The sequence below is a fragment of the Janthinobacterium sp. SUN118 genome (assembly GCF_030397695.1).
Classification (GTDB): domain Bacteria; phylum Pseudomonadota; class Gammaproteobacteria; order Burkholderiales; family Burkholderiaceae_D; genus Janthinobacterium.
The window spans coordinates 1,002,380-1,020,959 of sequence record NZ_JAPUBV010000001.1 but is presented as its reverse complement, the minus strand read 5'-3'; the positions used below and the strand labels follow the sequence as shown (position 1 = coordinate 1,020,959).

At 63.5% G+C, this 18,580-nt stretch carries 21 protein-coding genes; 8 read left to right on the top strand and 13 right to left on the bottom strand.

Going from position 1 to position 18,580, the window contains the following annotated elements; all coding sequences use genetic code 11:
* Positions 1–20: 20 nt before the first annotated feature.
* From fliL to fliR, 7 genes are all read left to right on the top strand, one after another.
* Complete coding sequence (fliL, locus tag O0880_RS04680; RefSeq protein WP_289885287.1) at positions 21–530, top strand: flagellar basal body-associated protein FliL; 510 nt, start codon at positions 21–23, stop codon at positions 528–530.
* A gap of 6 nt (positions 531–536) precedes the next feature.
* The gene (gene fliM, locus O0880_RS04675; protein ID WP_034754035.1) at positions 537–1,523 is read left to right on the top strand and encodes a flagellar motor switch protein FliM; all 987 of its coding nucleotides are present in this window, start codon (positions 537–539) and stop codon (positions 1,521–1,523) included.
* A gap of 64 nt (positions 1,524–1,587) precedes the next feature.
* Positions 1,588–2,022: a flagellar motor switch protein FliN gene (gene fliN / locus O0880_RS04670; protein ID WP_034754038.1), complete on the top strand. Its 435-nt coding sequence runs from the start codon at positions 1,588–1,590 to the stop codon at positions 2,020–2,022.
* Complete coding sequence (fliO, locus tag O0880_RS04665; RefSeq protein ID WP_289885284.1) at positions 2,019–2,627, top strand: flagellar biosynthetic protein FliO; 609 nt, start codon at positions 2,019–2,021, stop codon at positions 2,625–2,627. Before fliN ends, fliO begins: the two co-directional genes overlap by 4 nt.
* 88 nt (positions 2,628–2,715) lie before the next feature.
* On the top strand, positions 2,716–3,414 hold the full coding sequence (fliP, locus tag O0880_RS04660; protein WP_354669888.1) for a flagellar type III secretion system pore protein FliP: 699 nt from the start codon (positions 2,716–2,718) through the stop codon (positions 3,412–3,414).
* Between the two features lie 12 nt (positions 3,415–3,426).
* Entirely contained in the window at positions 3,427–3,696 is a 270-nt protein-coding gene (gene fliQ / locus O0880_RS04655) for a flagellar biosynthesis protein FliQ (RefSeq protein ID WP_071322392.1), read from the top strand.
* Between the two features lie 16 nt (positions 3,697–3,712).
* Positions 3,713–4,579, top strand: coding sequence for a flagellar biosynthetic protein FliR (gene fliR, locus O0880_RS04650; protein ID WP_289885282.1), 867 nt, complete (start codon positions 3,713–3,715; stop codon positions 4,577–4,579).
* Between the two features lie 9 nt (positions 4,580–4,588).
* Here the strand turns inward: fliR and O0880_RS04645 are convergent, their stop codons facing one another.
* The 13 genes from O0880_RS04645 to flgB all read right to left on the bottom strand — a co-directional run bounded on the left by O0880_RS04645 (position 4,589) and on the right by flgB (position 17,593).
* Positions 4,589–5,848 carry an MFS transporter gene (locus O0880_RS04645; RefSeq protein ID WP_289885281.1) on the bottom strand — a complete coding sequence of 420 codons (1,260 nt, stop codon included), beginning with the start codon at positions 5,846–5,848 and terminating at the stop codon, positions 4,589–4,591.
* A 48-nt stretch (positions 5,849–5,896) separates the two neighbouring features.
* Positions 5,897–6,340: a MarR family transcriptional regulator gene (locus O0880_RS04640; RefSeq protein WP_289885280.1), complete on the bottom strand. Its 444-nt coding sequence runs from the start codon at positions 6,338–6,340 to the stop codon at positions 5,897–5,899.
* A gap of 181 nt (positions 6,341–6,521) precedes the next feature.
* Positions 6,522–7,763, bottom strand: a complete 1,242-nt coding sequence (flgL, locus tag O0880_RS04635; RefSeq protein ID WP_289885279.1) for a flagellar hook-associated protein FlgL — start codon at positions 7,761–7,763, stop codon at positions 6,522–6,524.
* Positions 7,764–7,834: 71 nt separating this feature from the next.
* Positions 7,835–9,802, bottom strand: coding sequence for a flagellar hook-associated protein FlgK (gene flgK / locus O0880_RS04630; RefSeq protein ID WP_289885278.1), 1,968 nt, complete (start codon positions 9,800–9,802; stop codon positions 7,835–7,837).
* An 87-nt stretch (positions 9,803–9,889) separates the two neighbouring features.
* Positions 9,890–10,813 (bottom strand): flagellar assembly peptidoglycan hydrolase FlgJ, encoded by a 924-nt coding sequence (flgJ, locus tag O0880_RS04625; RefSeq protein WP_071322386.1) that lies wholly within the window; start codon positions 10,811–10,813, stop codon positions 9,890–9,892.
* 10 nt (positions 10,814–10,823) lie between these two features.
* Positions 10,824–11,939: a flagellar basal body P-ring protein FlgI gene (locus O0880_RS04620; protein WP_289885277.1), complete on the bottom strand. Its 1,116-nt coding sequence runs from the start codon at positions 11,937–11,939 to the stop codon at positions 10,824–10,826.
* 2 nt (positions 11,940–11,941) lie between these two features.
* Complete coding sequence (locus tag O0880_RS04615) at positions 11,942–12,592, bottom strand: flagellar basal body L-ring protein FlgH (protein ID WP_071322384.1); 651 nt, start codon at positions 12,590–12,592, stop codon at positions 11,942–11,944.
* A gap of 51 nt (positions 12,593–12,643) precedes the next feature.
* On the bottom strand, positions 12,644–13,426 hold the full coding sequence (gene flgG, locus O0880_RS04610) for a flagellar basal-body rod protein FlgG (RefSeq protein WP_071322383.1): 783 nt from the start codon (positions 13,424–13,426) through the stop codon (positions 12,644–12,646).
* A 72-nt stretch (positions 13,427–13,498) separates the two neighbouring features.
* The gene (locus tag O0880_RS04605; RefSeq protein ID WP_071322382.1) at positions 13,499–14,242 is read right to left on the bottom strand and encodes a flagellar basal body rod protein FlgF; all 744 of its coding nucleotides are present in this window, start codon (positions 14,240–14,242) and stop codon (positions 13,499–13,501) included.
* Between the two features lie 182 nt (positions 14,243–14,424).
* Complete coding sequence (locus O0880_RS04600; RefSeq protein WP_071322381.1) at positions 14,425–15,972, bottom strand: flagellar hook protein FlgE; 1,548 nt, start codon at positions 15,970–15,972, stop codon at positions 14,425–14,427.
* Between the two features lie 53 nt (positions 15,973–16,025).
* Positions 16,026–16,721, bottom strand: coding sequence for a flagellar hook assembly protein FlgD (locus tag O0880_RS04595; protein ID WP_071322380.1), 696 nt, complete (start codon positions 16,719–16,721; stop codon positions 16,026–16,028).
* Between the two features lie 15 nt (positions 16,722–16,736).
* Positions 16,737–17,138, bottom strand: coding sequence for a flagellar basal body rod protein FlgC (gene flgC, locus O0880_RS04590; protein WP_071322379.1), 402 nt, complete (start codon positions 17,136–17,138; stop codon positions 16,737–16,739).
* Between the two features lie 2 nt (positions 17,139–17,140).
* Positions 17,141–17,593, bottom strand: a complete 453-nt coding sequence (flgB, locus tag O0880_RS04585) for a flagellar basal body rod protein FlgB (protein ID WP_289885276.1) — start codon at positions 17,591–17,593, stop codon at positions 17,141–17,143.
* A 191-nt stretch (positions 17,594–17,784) separates the two neighbouring features.
* Here flgB and flgA point away from each other — a divergent pair, with 191 nt between their 5' ends.
* Entirely contained in the window at positions 17,785–18,492 is a 708-nt protein-coding gene (gene flgA / locus O0880_RS04580; RefSeq protein ID WP_289885275.1) for a flagellar basal body P-ring formation chaperone FlgA, read from the top strand.
* Positions 18,493–18,580 lie beyond the last annotated feature (88 nt).

Below are 18,580 nucleotides of genomic sequence, written 5' to 3'. Positions count from 1 at the left end.
CATTGAAAGCAAATCCAAAAATGAAAGCAGATCCGAAAGCAGACGCAGCCCTGGCACCGGCCGGCGCGTCAAAAAAGAAGCTTCTGATCATAGTGCTGGCCTCGGTTCTACTGGCTGGCGGCCTCGGTGGCGGTGCGGCCTGGTATTTCTTGCATGGCAAGTCCGACAAGGCTGACACCAGTTCCAGCAAGAAAAAACAGGTGTCGAAGGCGGGCCCGCCCGTATTCGTGCCCATCGATGCCTTCACCGTCAACTTGCAGCCGGAAAATGGCGAGCAATACCTGCAGATCGCGTTTACCCTGCAGGCGAGCAGTCCCGAAGAAATGGATTTGATCAAGCTGAACATGCCGAAGGTGCGCAGCCGCCTGTTGCTGTTGCTGTCTGGCAAAAAAGCTTCGGAACTCAATACCGTGGAAGGCAAGCAGCAACTGGCGGCGGAAATCATCGGCCAGGTGAACCAGCCGTTCGAGGACAAAGGGCCGGAGCAGGACGTGACGGACGTATTATTTACCGCATTCATCATTCAATAAGCAGCCATGGCCGATAATTTCCTCTCCCAGGAAGAAGTCGATGCCCTTCTGAAGGGCGTCAACGGAGACCAGGACGACGCGCAGGCGCCGGAAGACGTCACGGGAGTTCGTACCTACAACCTGGCGACCCAGGAGCGCATCGTGCGCGGCCGGATGCCGACGTTGGAAATTATCAACGAGCGTTTTGCCCGTCTGCTGCGCGTGGGGCTGTTCAACTTCCTGCGCCGCAGCGCGGAAGTGTCGGTCGGCTCCGTGCGCGTCTCGAAATACAGCGAGTTCATCCGCAACCTGGTGGTGCCGACCAATCTGAACCTGGTACACATGAAGCCGCTGCGCGGCACGGCCCTGATGGTCTTCGATCCGGGCCTCGTGTTTTTGCTGGTCGACAACCTGTTCGGCGGCGACGGGCGCTTTCATACGCGCGTCGAAGGGCGCGACTTTACGCAGACGGAGCAGCGCATCATTCTGCGCATCCTCGATATCGTCTTCGAAGCCTATACCAAGTCGTGGGAGCCGGTCTTCCCCGTCGAGTTCGAATATATCCGTTCGGAAATGAACACGCAGTTCGCCAACATCGCCACGCCCAACGAGGTGGTGGTAGCTTCCACGTTTACGGTGGAACTGGGCTCCGTTTCCGGACAAATCCACTTCTGCATGCCGTATTCGATGATCGAGCCGATCCGCGATTCGCTGACCTCGAGCCTGCAGGGCGAGGCGCTGGAAGTGGACAAGCGCTGGATCCGCCTGATGACGCAGCAGATCCAGATCGCCGAAGTCGAGCTGGTGGCGTCGCTGGGCACGGCGCGCGTGTCGTTCGATGAAATCCTGAACATGAAGGTGGGCGACATCATTCCGCTCAACATCCCGGAACTGATCGCCGCCACCGTCGACGGCGTGCCCGTGATGGATTGCACATATGGCGTGTTGAACGGACAATATGCGCTGAAGGTTGAAAAGTTGCTGGCCAATGCCGATAACATGAACAATCATTAAATAATTGCAATAGATAAATACCCGGGGCGCGCTGCGGCCCGCATCTGTACAACAGGAGAAACACATGTCTGACAACCAAGACGACCAAAGCGCGGAAGACGATTGGGGCGCGGCCATTGCCGAGCAGGCCAAGGCGGAAGCCGAAGCGCTGCAGAACCAGGCCGCCAATACGGCCAGCGCGGCCAGCGCCGCCGTGTTCAAGGACTTTTCCAAGCAGGCGTCGAAGTCGGAAACGCACAACGATATCGATTTCATTCTCGATATCCCCGTGCAGCTGACGGTCGAACTGGGCCGCACCAAGATCGCCATCAAGAACCTGCTGCAACTGGCGCAGGGTTCCGTGGTCGAGCTCGACGGCCTGGCCGGCGAGCCGATGGACGTGCTGGTCAACGGCTGCCTGATCGCCCAGGGCGAAGTGGTGGTGGTGAATGACAAGTTCGGCATCCGCCTGACCGACATCATCACGCCGTCCGAACGTATCCGAAAACTCAATAAATGAAGCCTGGCCTGTTGATTTCCACCATGCTGCCGCTCGTGGCGGCATGCTGCATTGCCCAAGCGGCGCCGGCACCCGCTTCCATCCCGACAGCAGCGCCGGCGGCCAGCGCCGCCGTCGCCAGCACGCCTGCCGAGGGCGCAAGCGGGCAAGCCGGGGCCGTCCCCGCGGCTGCGGCTACGGCTGCGGCCACCACCTCGCCTGCCGCCGCCCTGCCCGCCATGCCGCCCGGCGCGCCGATGACCATGGCGCCCACATCGTCCGCCGGCAGCTTGCTGCAAACCATCTTCGCGCTCGTCTTCGTGCTGGCCCTGCTGATCGGCCTGGCCTGGTTCATGAAGCGCTACGGTCCGAAAGCCATGGGCGGCAATGCACGGATGCGCGTCGTCAGCTCGCTCAACCTCGGTGGGCGCGAACGCATCGTGCTGATCGAAGTGGCCGACCAGTGGATCGTCGTCGGCGCCTCGCCCGGCCGCGTGAATGCGCTGGCCACCATGCCGCGCCAGGAAGGCGACTTGCCGCAACTGGCGACGGCGCAAAACGGCCCCGCGGCCGCCAATTTTTCCGAATGGCTGAAACAGACCATCGAAAAGCGCAATGGGAAATAAACACGCAATGACGCAGGCGAAACAGGCGCTGGCATTGCGCGATATCAAGACTCCGCTGACCTGGCTGCTGGCTGTCGCCGCGCTGGCGCTGCCGCTGTGGGCCCTGGCCGAGCCGGGCATCCCCGCGTTTACCAGCACGCCGGCGCCAGGTGGCGGCCAGAACTATTCGCTGCCGGTGCAGACGCTCATCCTGATGACGTCGCTCACCTTCCTGCCGGCGGCGCTGTTGATGATGACCTGCTTTACGCGCATCATCATCGTGCTGTCCCTGCTGCGCCAGGCCATCGGCACGCAATCGGCGCCGCCGAACCAGGTGCTGGTGGGACTGGCCCTGTTCCTGACCCTGTTCGTCATGGGCCCCGTGTTCGACAAGATTTATACGGATGCCTACCAGCCTTACCAGGAAAACAAGATCAGCATGCAGCAGGCGATGGACAAGGGCGTCGAACCGCTGAAAACCTTCATGCTGAAACAGACGCGCCAGGCCGACCTGGCCCTGTTCGCCAAGATGTCGCGCGCGCCGGACTTGCAAGGCCCGGAAGACGTGCCGCTGCGCATCCTCGTGCCGGCCTTCGTCACCAGCGAACTGAAGACGGCGTTCCAGATCGGTTTTGCCATCTTCATCCCCTTCCTCATCATCGACATGGTGGTCGCCAGCGTGCTGATGTCGATGGGCATGATGATGATGTCGCCGGCGACGATCTCGCTGCCGTTCAAGCTGATGCTGTTCGTGCTCGTCGATGGCTGGCAGTTACTGCTGGGCTCGCTGTCACAGAGTTTTTACTAGGATAGGACTGCGATGACACCCGAAAGCGTCATGACCCTGGGCCGCCATGCGATGGAAATCACGCTGATGGTGGCCGCGCCCATGCTGCTGGTCGCCCTCATCATCGGCTTGATCGTCAGTATCTTCCAGGCCGCCACGCAGATCAACGAGGCGACCCTGTCCTTCATCCCCAAGCTGGTGGGCATTTTCATCGCCATCGTCGTGGCCGGCCCATGGATGCTGTCCGTCATGCTCGACTACATGCGCCAGGTCTTCACGGGCATCCCGAACCTGGTGGGCTAGTGCAGCCACCGTTGCCATGCTGACCCTGTCCAGCATCGAACTGAACACCTGGCTCGCAGCGCTGCTGTGGCCGCTTAGCCGCATCCTTGGCCTGATCGCGGCCGCCCCGCTGTTCGGCAACGCGGCCGTGCCGGCCACCGTCAAGGTCTCGCTGGGCGTCATGCTGGCCATGATCATCGCCCCCACCGTGCCGGCCCTGCCCGCCACCGACCCCATGTCGCTGGCGGGATTGCTGATACTGACGCAGGAAATGCTGGTGGGACTGGCCATGGGCTTTTCCATCCGCATCGTGTTTTCCGCCATCGAGATGGCCGGCGAAATCAGCAGCCTGACCATGGGCCTGGGCTTCGCCTCGTTCTTCGACCCGCAAACCAAGGGCAGGTCTTCCGCCATCAGCCAGTTCCTCGTCATGCTGGCCACGTTGATGTTTTTGACTGTCAACGGTCACCTGGTCTTGCTGGCGGCGCTGGCGGAAAGCTTCGTCAGCCTGCCGATTTCATCGAGTCCGGTCAGCGGCGGCGGCTTCCAGCAGCTGGCCGCCTGGGGCGGGGAAATCTTCCGTTCCGGCCTGCAAATTTCTCTGCCCATCATCGCCGCCCTGCTGCTGACCAACGTGGCACTGGGCATTTTGACGCGCGCCGCGCCGCAGCTAAACATCTTCGGTATCGGCTTCCCCGTCACCCTGGGCGTGGGCTTGCTGGTGATCGGCATGGTGCTGCCCTACCTGGCCACGCCATTCCAGAACATGTTCCTGCGCGGCATAGAAACGGCACGTCTGCTGCCGCGCGGCTTCGCCACGCGCGACCGCCCGCCGCCGCCCGTGCCGCCGAATCCCCTGCGCCCCGCGCCGCCGGCCAAGCCAGCGCCGCTGCCCGCACCGTAAGACCGGCGCTCAGGGCTGGTCGCTGCTCAGCGCAAGGCGCCAGCGCCGCAGGTCCAAATTCAGGCGCAACTGGTGATGCCTGACCAGGTAGCGCACGCCGACCAGGGCCGCCGCCAGCCCCGACAGGGCGCCTATGCCCAGCGCCCAGCGCGGGCCGAAGGTATCGGCCACCCAGCCCACGATGGGCGCGCCCAGCGGCGTGCCGCCAGCCGAGATCGCCAACAGGATGGCCATCACGCGGCCCCGCATGGCGGGCGCCGTCGACAGTTGCACGCTGCTGTTGACGCTGGTGGTAAAGGTTTGCGCGGCGATGCCGATCACCACCAGCACCATGCCGAACAGCCAGTAATTGGGCATCACGGCCGCCAGCGCGCAGGCAAAGCCGAACAGCGCGGCCGCACCCAGCAGCAGCGCCAGGGTGGGCCTGCCGCGCCCCGCCGCCAGCAGGGCGCCAGCCACGGAACCGCAAGCCATCACGGAGCTGAGCACGCCATACTGGCCGGCCCCCGCATGGAAGGCCGTCACCGACATGGTCGACAGGAAAATCGGGAAATTCAAGCCGAAGGTGCCGATCAGGAACAGCATCAGCAGGATGGCCATCAGGTCCGGCCGCTGGCGCACATAGCGGAAACCTTCGCCCAGGCTGGCGCGCGTGGCTTTCAGGCGCGGCGCGCGGCGCAGCAATTGCACGCGCAGCAGCAACAGCGAACCGATCACGGCGGCAAACGAGACGGCGTTGATGATGAAGACCCAGCCGCTGCCGACGCTGCTGATCAGCAAGCCGGCCACGGCCGGGCCCAGCATGCGCGCCGCATTGAACGAGGTGGAATTCAGCGCCACGGCGTTCGTCAAGTCTTCCTCGTCGACGATTTCGGAAACGAAGGTCTGGCGCACGGGCGAATCGAAGGCCGTCACGCAGCCCAGCAGGAAGGCAAACACATACACATGCCACAGTTGCACCAGGCCGCTGATGCACAGCACGCCCAGGCCCAGCGCCAGCAAGCCCATGGCCGCCTGCGTGAACAACAGCAATTTTCTCCGGTCCAGCAGGTCGGCCGCCATGCCCGTCAGGGGCAGCAACAGCAGCTGCGGGCCGAATTGCAAGGCCATGACGATGCCGACGGCGCTGGCATTGTGCTGCGTCAATTCGCTGAGCACCAGCCAATCCTGCGCCGTGCGCTGCATCCAGGTGCCGACATTCGACACGAGGGCGCCGCCGGCCCAGATACGGTAATTGGGATTGCGTAGCGAACGGAATGTGTTTTTCATCTGGGCGTGCGGGCTCCTTGCCGGGGTCGGGGTGAATGGTTCAGCGGATCACTGCGCCAAACGTTTGAGTAATGCCACCGCCTTGTCCAGTTCGGTGACTTCCTGCGGCGTGAGCCGCGTTTCAATGGTGCGCGCCAGCCAGTCTTCGCGCGCGGCGCGGCTGGCCGCGATCCAGGCGCGGCAGCTGTCCGTCAGGCTCAGGATGGTCTGCCGCCCGTCGGCCGGATCGGGCGAACCCGTCACCATCTGCGCTTCCGTCAGCGCCAGCACGGTGGCGGCCATCGACTGCGGACGCATGCCTTCGGCGCGCGCCAGGCTGCTGGCGGTGGCCGGGCCGTCGCGCTCGAGACGGCTGAGCACGGATGCCTGCGACATGCTGACGTCGCCCAGATGCGCCTCTTCGCGCAGGCGGCGGCGCAGCTTGCCGATGAGAATGCGCAATTCGCCGGCCAGTTGCAGCACTTGTTCGTGTTCGTCTTGTGGAGTAGGCATGGGAAGCGGGTAGTGGATCAACAGGCTCTACTATAACAGATATACAGGTAACCTGCACAGTTTGCCTGCACAGGCTACCTGGCCATCTTGTCGGAATGGCTTTCCTGCGCACGCAAAAAAGCCGGGGAGGAAGATGCACTCCCTGCCCCGGCTCCCCGGTACCCGCACTGAAACGAATGGCTCAGCTGATGTAATTGAACAGCGACAGTCCCGAGATGGACGTGAACGACTTCTGCGCCGCCTGCAGGGTGATCTGCTGCTGGCTGAACAGGGAAATCGCCTTCACCATGTCCAAGTCCTGCAGGCCCGACAGGGTGCTCGCGTACTGCAGGTCAAGGTCGTCGCCGGCGCTGTCGAGGGTATCGAGTTCCTTCAGCCGCGAACCGACTTCCGCGCGCACCGACAGCACATTGTCGTAAGCCGTGTCGAGGATATTGTGCGCCGCGTTCAGGCTGGCCGTCAGGCGCGCCTGGCCGGCGTCGCCCGTGGCCGGCTGGCCCAGCGCGCCGATCAGGTTGGTGATGGTGGTAAAGATCGATTCCTTGCCGCTCGGCTCCAGGGTGAACTTGTCCAGGTCGGCCGGCTTGCCCGTGATATTGACTTGCTGGCCGTCGAAGTTGATGGCGTCGCCCGCCTTATAGGCCACCGGCACGGCCGGAGTCGGGATGGTCTGGCCCAGGGTCACGTCCGTCACGGTATAGGTCGTCTTGGCGTCGGTGCCCGTGCCCGTCACCTGGAAATCGATCGAGTACTTGTGCCCCGTCAACTTGGTGGGATCGGTGACGGTGCCGCCGGAAATGATGCCGGCGCCGCCGCGCGTGAAATTGCCTGGATCGGGCGCCGTGGTGAACTTGCCGTTGCCCGTCAGATTGTTCTCGAACACGGTCGCGCCCGAGTCGCTGGTGGCCAGGTAGCGTGCCGAGCCTACCTGCAGCTCGCGCTGGCCCTGGTCGCCCACATAGGTGGCGCCGCCCGGAGTCTGGCTGAACGGCTGAGTGGACGATTTGTAGCCGGAAAACAGGTAGCCGCCCGCATTGTCGGAAGTGTTGGCGATGCCCAACAGGTCGGTCAGGCGGCCTTTCAGCTCCGTCGCCAGGCTCTGGCGGTCGATATCCTTGAGCGCCGGATTGCCGGCCTTCAAAACCAGATCCTTCACGTCGGCGATCAGCGAGGTGGTGCTGGCCAGCGCCAGCTCTTCCTGCGAGAGGAAATTCTTGGCGTTCGAGCGGTTCGTCACGAACTGCGTATTGATCGATTGCGACTGCGTCACTTCCAGCGCGCGCGCCGAGGCGATCGGGTCGTCGGCCGGCGTCAGGTTGCGGCGGTTGGCAGACAGCTGCATCTGCGTGCGGTTCAGCGCGCCCTGCAGGTTATTCAGCTGGGAGCTGCCCGTTTCATAGATCATTCTGGTACTGATGCGCATGATGCTGCCCTTCCTGATGGCGGCGGCGCTACAAGCCGCCGCTTAAATCGCTGAATCTGAATAATGAAGAATTAACGTCCGAGACCGATGACCACGTCGAACAGGGTGCTGGCAATCTGCATGACCTTGCCGCACGCCTGGTAAGCCTGCTGGTAGCGCAGCAGGTTGGCCGCCTCTTCGTCGAGGTTGACGCCGGACACGGCTTGCTGCTGCGTACTCGTCTGTTGCAACAACGCCAGGCTGGCCAAGCCGCTGACCTGGACTTCGCGCGTCTTGTTGCCCACGAAGCTGACGGTTTCCGCGTACGAACCCTGGAACGTGGCCTTGCCGCCGTCGAGAATATTCTTCGTCTGCAAGCTCGCCAGCAGCGCCGCATTGCGGCTGTCGCCCACGCCGCCCGAGTTCGGCGCAATGGTGAACTTGTCGCCCTGCGCCGGCGCGCCCGTCATGCTGACGTTGATGCCGCCGAAGTTGAAGCTGTCGCCTTCCGTGTACGGAATGTTCGCCGTGCCGGCCGGATACGTGGTGCTGCTGCCGTTCAAGCCCTTCACCGTCACGGCCTGGCCTGCCGGGAAGCCCGACAGCGAGCCGCTGACCTTGTCGTAGGTCAAGGTCACGGTGCTCGTAAGCGCATTGCCGGGCGTCAAATAGGCCTTGTCCACGCTCCCCAGGCCAAGCTTGCCGCTACCCGTGTTGCTGACGGGCGCGCCCGTGGCGATCGGCGCGCCGGCGGCTAGCTTGTTGCGGTCGGTAATCAGCACGCCGAGGCCGGCAGCGCCGTTGGCGGTCGGCCTGACCATGAAGTTGTCGCCTTCGGCGGCCGTGCCCGAAATCGAGAAATCCACGCCATCGATGGTTTGCGGCACCGTTTGCGGATACGGGTTGATGGTCGTTTTCGCGCCGTCGCTCTGGCGCGTCACGACATAATTGCCGCCGTCATATCTCACGGCGTAATCGCTGCCCGTCAGCTTGGTCGGATCGCTGACCTTGGCCGACAGCGCCGTCGTGCTCGATGAATTGTTGCGGTAATCGGCGCCGATGATGGGATCGGGCACCTTGAAAAAGTCACCGCCCATGTCGCCATTCAAGTCCTGGCCCAGCTTGTGCTGGTCATTGAACGTGGCGGCCAGGGCGATGGCGACCTTGCCCAGCGAATTCTGGATACGGTCCAGGCTGCCACTGCGGAATTCCAGCAAGCCGCCCAGCGCGCCACCGGTCAGCGAACTTTCCGACAGCTTGGTGACGGTAGAGCCTGTGACATAGCCGACGTCCAGGCGCTGCGGGTCCGTCGGCGAAGGCGTGACGGCCAACTCAAAGTTCTTGTCGCCCACCACCAGCGGCTGGCCCGAGCCGATCGACACGGTGATCGTGTTGTTCGAGCCAGGCTGGACCGTAGTCTTGACGTATTTGTTCATCTCCGTGATCAGCTGGTCGCGCTGGTCGAGCAAATCGTTGGGCTGGTTGCTTTGATTGACGCTCAGGCTGGCGATCGAGTTATTCAGCTCGGCGATCTGCTTGGCGTAGGAATTGATCACCTTCACATTCGAGGTGATCTGCGAATTGACGCCGTCGCCGATTTCCGTCAGGCGCGCGCTGAGGCCCTGGAAGCGCGAGGCCAGCGAGTTGGCGCTCGACAGCAATGCCTGGCGCGACGACACGGACGAGGGATTCGAGCTGAAATCCTGCACGCCCTTGAAGAAATCGGCCATCGCCGGCGACAGCCCGGCCGTGGGGTCGGCCAGCAGGTTGTCGATCTGGCTGATCTGCGTGTAATACGCATCGAGCGAACTGGTGGTCGCCTGCGCATTGTTCACCTGGGCGGCCATGAAACTGTCGTACTGGCGCTTCACTTGCGACACTTCCGTACCATTGCCCACGAAGCCATAACCGGCATTGTTGAACTGCGCCGTCTGCTGCAGCACCACCTGGCGGTTGTAGCCGTCCACGTTGGCATTGGTGATGTTATGCCCGGTCGTCGACAGGCCCACCTGCGCTGCAAGCAAACCGCTCTTACCGATGCTGAGTAGATTCGAAGTCATGGTGTCTTATTGGTTACCCTCAAAAGTATTTACGGCAGCCGCAGCGAAAACTTGAAGCACGCGACCTGCACAGGATATGGCGGCGGCTTAACCAACCAGCGAATTCTTGATAATTTTTGTCAATTTGGCAGCGTAATTCGGGTCCGTCGCATAGCCGGCCTTTTGCAAGCCGTGGGCAAACGTGCTGGCGTCGCCGGCGCTGGCCAGCACTTTTTCATAGCGCTTGTTGTTTGTAATCAACTGCGCGTAATCCTTGAAGCTGTCCGCATAGCTGTCATAGGCACGGAATTTCTCCACCTTGCGCTGCGCCTTGCCATTCACATATTCGGTGGTGACGGCTTCCGTGACCTTGCCCTTCCAGTCGCCGGACGCCTTGATGCCGAACAGGTTGTGGCTGCTGCTGCCGTCGCGGGCGATGATTTCGCGCTTGCCCCAGCCCGTTTCCAGCGCCGCCTGGCCCAGCATGAACTTGGCCGGGATGCCGGTGGCGCGGCTGGCCTCTTCCGCATGTGCGCCCAGCTTTTCCTGGAACGCGCGCACGTGCGGCGCCTGCGTGGCGTTGGCCTTGTCGCTCAGGGTCTTGCCGCCCGTGGCACCGCTCGCGCCCTCGGTGAGCGCGCCCTGCTGCTGGCGGAAGGCGGCCAGCGCCTGCGCCATGCTCGAGGAACGGGGCGACGGCGCTTCGGCGCCATCGGCGGCCAGCGCCTGGTTCGACGACGACAGCTGGCGGATCAGCACGTCCGCCAGGCCCGTGCCGCGCTTGGCCAGGTTCTGGCTCGTCTGCTGGTCCAGCATCGAGGTGTACATCTTGCTTTGCTGGCTATCCATGATGCCGTCCTGCGGCGTGGCGTCGCGCATGCTTTTCATCATCATGTTGATGAACATGGCTTCGAATTGCGTGGCCGCCTCTTTCAGGGCGGCGGGGTCGCGCGCCTTGGCGGACTGGCGCAAGCCATCCATGCCCTTCACGTCATAGGCGGCGGTATTGCTGAGGTCGGTTTGGCTGATCATGGCGTGTCCATCAAATGATTTCAAGTTCGGCGCGCAGCGAACCGGCCGCCTTCATCGCCTGCAGGATGGCCAGCAAGTCTTGCGGCGAGGCGCCGATGGCGTTGAGGGCTTTCACCACGTCGGACAGCGAGGCGCCGCCCTTGACCAGCATGACCTTGCCCGGTTCCTTCTTGATATCGATCTGCGCCGTCTGCGTGACCACCGTGCGCCCGCCCGACAGCGGTGCCGGCTGGCTCACCTGCGGCTCGACATTGATGGTGACGGACAGGTTGCCGTGCGAAATGGCACATGTTTCCAGGGTCACGGACTGGTTCATCACCACCGAGCCCGTGCGCGCATTCATGATGACCTTGGCCGCCAGGCGGGCCGGGTTGACTTCGATGCTTTCCAGCTGGCCCAGGAACGCCACGCGCTGGTCGCTGCCGCCCGGCGACTGCACCTGGATCACGCGCCCATCGAGCGCGGCGGCCGTGCCGGCGCCATAGCGGCTGTTGATGGCGTCGACCACGCGGCTGGCCGTGGCGAAATCGGTGGCGTTCAATTCCAGGCGGATCGTGTTGTTGGCGCCCAGCGCCGAGGCGACTGCGCGCTCGACGGTGGCGCCGCCCGAGATGCGCCCCACGCTCAGGTGGTTGATGACGACGGAGCTGCCGGCCGCCTGCGCGCCCACGCCGCCCACAAGCACGTTGCCCTGCGCCATGCCGTACACCTGGCCGTCGGCGCCCTTCAGCGGCGTCATCAATAAAGTGCCGCCGCGCAAGCTTTTCGCGTTCCCCATCGACGACACCGTCACGTCGAGCAACTGGCCCGGCTGGGCAAACGCGGGCAAGGCCGTCGTCACCATCACGGCGGCGACGTTCTTCAATTGCAAGCTCGTGCCTTGCGGCAAGTTGACGCCCTGCTGCTGCAGCATGGCCGCCACGCTCTGGATGGTGAACGGCGTCTGCGTGGTCTGGTCGCCGCTGCCGTCGAGGCCGACGACGAGGCCATAGCCCATCAGCTGATTCTGGCGCACGCCGGCGATGCTGGCCAGGTCCTTGATGCGCTCGGCCTGCGCCACGGGCGCCAGCAGGGCGCCAACCAGGCCACAGACGAGTAAAAGGCGGGGGAAGGTAAACGTGGCCATGGTCAGAACGGCAACAGACTGAGGAAGAAGCGCGACGCCATCGAGGCCATTTCGGCGCGGTCGATCTGGCTGTTGGTGCGGTATTCGACGCGCGCGTCGGCCACCTGGGTCGACGGCACGACGTTGCCCGTGCCGATGGTGTCCGGATTGACCATGCCCGAGAAGCGGATGAATTCCGTGCCCTTGTTCATGGCGATCTGCTTTTCGCCCGCCACGATCAAATTACCGTTTGGCAATACCTCGATCACCGTCACGCCGATCACGCCGGAAAACGTGTTGCTGGCGGACTGGTTGTCGCCATCGGCAAATTTCGTCGCGCCATTCGCCGAAACCGTGCCGCCCAGGCGGCCCTGGGCGAAGCCGGGCGTGCTGAAACCCACGCTGCCGGACTTGTTGCCGGAACTGGCGCCCGCCTTGACGGCGTTCGTGCGCTCGGTGATGGCGATGGTCATGGTGTCGCCCACATGGCGCGCGCGGCGGTCTTCGAAGGCGGGACGGTAAGTCGACGGCTGGTAGATCGAGCCATTGTTGACGACCACGGGTTCCGGCATCGGCGCGCGCGTGGTGGTCGGGTATTGCACGATCGAGGTGGGCGTGATGGCGCAGCCGGACAACAGGACTGCGGACAAGACGGCGATGAGGGGGTATTGCATGACGAACCTCCGCTGCCATCCGGCGGCGGATGGCATGACGACTAAAAAAAATTAAAGCTGAGAAAGCTTCTGCAGCATCTGGTCGGATGTGGTGATGGCCTTGCTGTTGATCTCGTAGGCGCGCTGCGTCTGGATCATGTTGACCATTTCCTCGGCCACGTTGACGTTCGACGTCTCGATATAGCCCTGCATCAGCACGCCGGCGCCGTTGGTGCCCGGGGTATTGGTCTGCGCCACGCCGGACGCGCCCGTTTCCATGTACAGGTTTTCGCCTTTCGACTCGAGGCCGGCCGGGTTGACGAAAGTGGTCAGCTGCAGCGAGCCGATCTGCGATGGCGCCACCGTGTCGGGCAGGGTGACGGAAACGGTGCCGTCGCGCGCCACGGTCAGGCTCAGCGCATTGGTCGGCACGGTGATGGCGGGCTGGATGACGAAGCCTTCGGAAGTGACCAGCTGGCCGTTGCTGTCGGTCTGGAACGAGCCGTCGCGCGTGTAGGCGGTGGCGCCGTCCGGCATCAGCACCTGGAAGAAACCGGTACCGTTGACCATCACGTCGCGCGAATTGCCCGAGGCCTGGGGATTGCCCTGGGTATGGATGCGTTCCGTGGCCACCGTGCGCACGCCGGTACCGATCTGCAAGCCCGATGGCAGCTGGGTTTGCTGCGAGGACTGCGCGCCCGGCTGGCGGACATTTTGGTAGAGCAAGTCTTCAAACACGGCGCGCGACTTCTTGAAGCCCGTGGTGCTGACGTTGGCCAGGTTATTGGCGATCACGTCCATCTGCGTCTGTTGCGCTTCCAGGCCGGTCTTGGCAATCCAAAGGGAACGAATCATGATTTTTCTCCAATAACAGCGCTAGTCAGCCCTGTAGACTATTTCTATGTGACCATTATGCGGCTGCCCCCATCAATTCAAAGCGAGGATCTGGGTGGCTTTCGCCGCGTTATTCTCGGCATTCTTCAACAGGCTCATTTGCGTTTCGAACTGGCGCGCCAGGGCGATCATGCTGACCATGGAGTCGACGGGGCTGACATTGCTGCCCTCGAGCGCGCCCGTCGTCAATTTGACGGCCTGGTCGGCCTGGGCGACGGCGCCATCCTTCAGGCGGAACAGGCCGTCGTCGCCGCGCACCAGTTGCTGCTCGGGTGGATTGACCAGCTTGATGCGTCCCAGCACCGTCGACGGACCGGGCGGCACGTCGGTGGAAATCGTGCCCACCGTGCCGTCGCTGGCAATCGCCACCGTCACGCCGGGCGGTATCGCCATGGGCCCCGTATCGCCCTGCACCATCAGGCCGGCCTGCGTCTGCAGCATGCCGTTTTCATTGAGTTTCAGGCTGCCGTTGCGCGTGTAGGCTTCGGAACCGTCGGCCGACTGCACGGCGATCCAGCCGCCGTTTTCCACGGCCACGTCGAGCGCGCGGCCCGTGTGCTGCATGGGACCTTGCGTGAAATCGGAGCCGACCGTCGAGTCGACGACAAAGGCGCGCGTCGGCATCATGCCGTCGGCCACCACGGGCACGGCGCGGAACGAGTCGAGCTGGGCGCGGAAACCCGTGCTGGTGGCGTTCGCCAGGTTATTCGCGGTGGTCGCCTGCTTGTCCAGGATGTGCTTGGCGCCCGAGCCGGCGGTGTAGATGAGACGGTCCATGTGTTTCTCCGTACAAAACGAAAGCTGGGGTCAGACCCCGGTACTACTGCAACATCGAGAGTGCCTCGGGAAGCGTAGCGAGCGGTTCAATACCGGGTTGAGTAGCGCAGCTGTACGGAGGTACAGCGAGCAACGTCGGCCCGGTAGTGAAACGCGCAGCAGCTTAACGAGGCGCCCCCACGTTAACGCAGGTTCACCAGCGTCTGCAGGACCGAATCCTGCGTCTTGATGGTCTGCGCATTCGCCTGGTAGGCGCGCTGCGCCGTGATCATGTTGACCAGTTCCGCCGTCAAATCGACGTTCGACACTTCCACGGCCGAGGCACGCAAATTGCCCAGGGTACCCGTCTTGGGCTCGCCCGTGATGGGCTTGCCCGAAGCCGAGCTTTCCACCCAGGCGTTGTTGCCCAGCGGCTGCAGGCCGTTCGGGTTGGTAAAGTTGCTGAGTACTACCTGCCCCAGGGCGCGCGTCTTGCCATTGTTGTACTGGCCCTGGATGACGCCGTCGTCACCCACGACGAAGCGGCTCAGCTGGCCGGCCTTGTAGCCGTCCGCTTCCGTTTTCTTTTCCGCCGTGACGGTGCCCAGCTGGGTGGACTTGGTGAAGTCGACCTGGACCGACAGGGTCGCATTCGCGCCCGTGGCCGGGAAGATCGGCAGGTTGACGGTGACGGGCAAGGTTTGCGGCGGCGTCAGGGCCAGCATGGCGGCCCGGTCCAGGCTGCCGACCGTGTTGAAGACCAGCGAACCGGTCTTGACGGCTGGCACCACGGTCACGGCGCGGATGGCTTCATCGATCTGGTCCGGCGTGCGGCTCGAGTTGACACCATTCGGCACGGCACTGCCGTAGGTGGCGGCGATGGCGGCCAGTTGCGCCGGCGTGGCGCCCGCGGCGGCGGCGGCGGCCGAGACGGCGGCGCCGGCTGCATTGCCATAGGCGACGGCGGCGGCCGTCACATTGGCCGGCACCAGCGGCACGGCCGTGGCGGCGGCCTGGTAGGCGGCGCGCGCAGCCAGCGAGGCAGGGTCCGTCTGCAGGGCGGCCGCGGCCTTCATGCTCGTCACTTCCGTGCCGTCTATGGCCGAGTAGACATCCCAGGTGTTGGTGCCCGTCTTGACGTAGAAATTCGACATATTGTGGGAATTGCCCAGCGAATCGAAGACTTCGACGGGAAACGACTTGTGGTACGACGTGTCGTCCGTCGACTTGAACGGCACCGTGGTCGGCATCGCCGTATTGGAATTGAGGTTGACTTCCGTGCTGATCTTGGTCGTTGCCTGCGGCTTCATGTCCGACTGGTCGATCTGCAGGGGCACGACGGCGCCAGCGACGATCTTGCCGTTGACGTCGGCCGGATAGCCGGTCAGCTGCGCCAGCTGGGCGTTGACGATGAAGCCGCTCTTGTCGACCTGGAACTGGCCGTTGCGCGAATACTGGATGGCGCCGTTGACGCTGGTACGGAAGAAGCCGCCGCCATTGATGGCGATGTCGAGGGGATTCGACGACGATTCCAGGTTACCCTGATTAAATTGCTGGGCGATTTGCGAAACCGACACGCCGATTCCCGCCTGGTTGCCGCCCACGCCATACAGCGAGTTGGCATAGATGTCGGCGAACTGCGCCTGCGATTGCTTGAAACCCACGGTCGACGAGTTGGCGATGTTGTTGCCGATGACGTCCAGCGATTTGGCGGCGCCATTCAAGCCGCTCAGGCCTTGTTGGAAAGACATTGTGTTCTCCTGGTAGAAATTAGGGGTAGAGGGTCACGCTAAGGGGAAGCGGCTTACAGAATCTGTTTCACGTCGGCCATGGTGATGCTGCCCACGCCCGGCACATTCAATTTCACGCCACCGGCGCCCGTCGACACGCTGGCGACCGAACCGAACATCAGCGCCGTCGCATCCTTGAGCTTGGTGCCGCCGCGCGAGGCCTCCACGGCGAAGGTGTAGGCGCCGTCGGCCAGCACGATGTTCTTGCCGTCCTTGTCGAGATCGGCGGTAGAGCCGTTCCAGCCCAGCGGCAAGGTGCCCGCCGCCTGCGCGCCCAGGTCGATCGAGTGGACTTCCTTGCCATCCTTGTAGATGATGACCTTGACCTTGTCGGCCGGCGTGGCCAGGTCCACGCCCAGCAGGGCGGCACTCTTGCTCAGGTTGATATCCTTGCCTGCCGTCAACACACCGTGGCCGATGATGTTGGCCGCCTGCATGGATTCGGCTTGCTGGTAGCTGGCTTTCAGGGTTTCCAGGGTCGTGTTGAGCTTGTTGACGCCCGTCACCGTGGACAGCTGCGCCAGCTGGCTGGTCAGCTGCGCATTGTCGAGCGGGTTCATCGGATCCTGATTCTTCAGCTGGGTGACCAGCAGGGTCAGGAACTTGTTCGTTTCCGCTTCCACACTGCCGGGATCGGCCGTGGTCTTCTTCGGATTCATCGTCGCCATCAGGTCGGTGGTGACGGTGTTGCTGGTATCGATGGTTGCCATAATGGTCAGTCAGCCTTATTGGCCGATGGTGAGGGTTTTCAGGAGCAGCGACTTGGCCGCGTTCATGGTTTCCACGTTGGTCTGGTACGAGCGCGACGCCGACAGCATGTTGACCATCTCGTCGACCGTATTCACGTTGGGCATGGTGACGTAGCCCTTCTCGTCGGCCAGCGGATTCTTCGGGTCGTAGACCAGCTTCATCGGCGACGGGTCTTCGATCACCTTCTGCACCTTGACGGCCGTGGCGCCATTGGCCATGGGCACGGCTTCGAACACCACCTGCTTGGCGCGGTAGGCTTCGCCACTGGCGCTGGTGGCGCTGTCGGCATTGGCCAGGTTGCTGGCCACCGTATTCAGGCGCTGCGCCTGGGCGCTCATGGCCGAACCGGAAACATTGAAGATATTAAATAGCGACATGATTATTGCCCTCCCTGGATGGCCGTCAGCATGCCCTTGATCTGCGAGTTGAGGAACGTCACGGCGGCCTCGTAGCGGATGGCGTTGTCGGCAAAGGCATTGCGCTCGAGGTCCATGTCGACCGTATTGCCATCGACGGCGCCCTGGGCCGGCGCGCGGTACAGCAGCGGCGTGCCGTCGGCCAGCGTCTCGACCTTGCCGCCCGCGCTGCCCTCCACGGCGGCGGCGACGCCCTTGCCCGGCATATGCTGCGGCGCCGTGCCCTTCAGGGCGGGCGGCACGCCATCCTTGCGCGCCATCGCCCCTTTCAGGGCGCTGGCGAAATCGACGTCGCGCGCCTTGTAGTTGGGCGTGTCGGCATTGGCGATATTCGAGGCGAGCAATTCCTGGCGCGTCGAGCGCAGGCTCAGCGCCGTCTCGTTGAAGCGCATGTAATCGTCGAGTTTCCCTATCATGTCAGGCTCCGGAAAGATCTGCCACTGGCGCCCGAGATGGCGGAAGGATGGCGGTATAGTGATGACAGGAAACATAGTACGGTGCCCACCGGCAAGACCATCGCCGGATCAGACCGCACTTTTACCCCCTAATCCGCGCTTCGAACGGGCCGCCGCGCCCTATCATGGCAATATTCCAGAGGCCTATCACCATGAAAACACCGCTTGCTTTCCTTCTCGCCCTTGCCGCCGCACTGGCCGCCGCCGCGCCGCTGGCGCAGGCGCAAAACGCCGGCCGCCAGACGCCGGAAGCACTGCGCGACAGCGTGGAGCAATTCCTGCAGGTACAAAGCAATGGCTTGCCCGGCAAGGTGACGGTCACCGTCGGCGCCGTCGATCCGCGCCTGAACCTGGCCGCCTGCCCCGCGCCGCAAGCGTTCATGGCCCCCGGCGCGCGCGCCTGGGGCAAGACCACCGTCGGCGTGCGCTGCACGGCGCCGGCCAACTGGACCATCTATCTACAGGCGAACGTGGCCGTCGTCGGCGACTACGTGGCCAGCGCCGTGCCGCTGGCGCAGGGACAGGCCATCGACGCCAGCCAGCTGGTGACGATGCAGGGCGACCTGGCGGCATTGCCGGCAGGCATCGCCACCGACATGGCCCAGGTGGTGGGCGCCAGCACGAATATCTCGCTGCCGCCGGGTACGCCGATGCGCCTCGACACCCTGCGCCGCAAGCCCGTGGTGATGCAGGGCCAGCTGGTGCGTGTCGTTTCCAGTGGCAATGGTTTCCAGGTGGCATCAGAAGGACGCGCCATCGGCAGCGCCGGCGACGGCCAGGTGGTGCAGGTACGCACCCAGGGCGGCCAGCAGATCAGCGGCGTGGCGCGCGCCGGCGGCCTGGTGGAGGTGGCTTTCTAGATACGGATGGACAGCGATATTGTGGTCTGGCGCACTAAAGTTTCGGAAGAAGGTGCCGATAATGACACATATCCCGGAGTTTTTTGAC

Coding starts and splice junctions, on each gene's coding strand:
- fliO (WP_289885284.1), top strand. CDS start 2,019: ATGAAGCCTGGCCTGTTGATTTCCACCATGCTGCCGCTCGTGGCGGCA.
- flgL (WP_289885279.1), bottom strand. CDS start 7,763: ATGCGCATCAGTACCAGAATGATCTATGAAACGGGCAGCTCCCAGCTG.
- O0880_RS04615 (WP_071322384.1), bottom strand. CDS start 12,592: ATGCAATACCCCCTCATCGCCGTCTTGTCCGCAGTCCTGTTGTCCGGC.
- fliM (WP_034754035.1), top strand. CDS start 537: ATGGCCGATAATTTCCTCTCCCAGGAAGAAGTCGATGCCCTTCTGAAG.
- O0880_RS04595 (WP_071322380.1), bottom strand. CDS start 16,721: ATGGCAACCATCGATACCAGCAACACCGTCACCACCGACCTGATGGCG.
- O0880_RS04645 (WP_289885281.1), bottom strand. CDS start 5,848: ATGAAAAACACATTCCGTTCGCTACGCAATCCCAATTACCGTATCTGG.
- flgG (WP_071322383.1), bottom strand. CDS start 13,426: ATGATTCGTTCCCTTTGGATTGCCAAGACCGGCCTGGAAGCGCAACAG.
- flgJ (WP_071322386.1), bottom strand. CDS start 10,813: ATGATCAGCCAAACCGACCTCAGCAATACCGCCGCCTATGACGTGAAG.
- flgB (WP_289885276.1), bottom strand. CDS start 17,593: ATGATAGGGAAACTCGACGATTACATGCGCTTCAACGAGACGGCGCTG.
- O0880_RS04600 (WP_071322381.1), bottom strand. CDS start 15,972: ATGTCTTTCCAACAAGGCCTGAGCGGCTTGAATGGCGCCGCCAAATCG.
- fliL (WP_289885287.1), top strand. CDS start 21: ATGAAAGCAGATCCGAAAGCAGACGCAGCCCTGGCACCGGCCGGCGCG.
- fliQ (WP_071322392.1), top strand. CDS start 3,427: ATGACACCCGAAAGCGTCATGACCCTGGGCCGCCATGCGATGGAAATC.
- flgA (WP_289885275.1), top strand. CDS start 17,785: ATGAAAACACCGCTTGCTTTCCTTCTCGCCCTTGCCGCCGCACTGGCC.
- fliR (WP_289885282.1), top strand. CDS start 3,713: ATGCTGACCCTGTCCAGCATCGAACTGAACACCTGGCTCGCAGCGCTG.
- flgK (WP_289885278.1), bottom strand. CDS start 9,802: ATGACTTCGAATCTACTCAGCATCGGTAAGAGCGGTTTGCTTGCAGCG.
- fliN (WP_034754038.1), top strand. CDS start 1,588: ATGTCTGACAACCAAGACGACCAAAGCGCGGAAGACGATTGGGGCGCG.
- O0880_RS04640 (WP_289885280.1), bottom strand. CDS start 6,340: ATGCCTACTCCACAAGACGAACACGAACAAGTGCTGCAACTGGCCGGC.
- flgC (WP_071322379.1), bottom strand. CDS start 17,138: ATGTCGCTATTTAATATCTTCAATGTTTCCGGTTCGGCCATGAGCGCC.
- O0880_RS04620 (WP_289885277.1), bottom strand. CDS start 11,939: ATGGCCACGTTTACCTTCCCCCGCCTTTTACTCGTCTGTGGCCTGGTT.
- O0880_RS04605 (WP_071322382.1), bottom strand. CDS start 14,242: ATGGACCGTCTCATCTACACCGCCGGCTCGGGCGCCAAGCACATCCTG.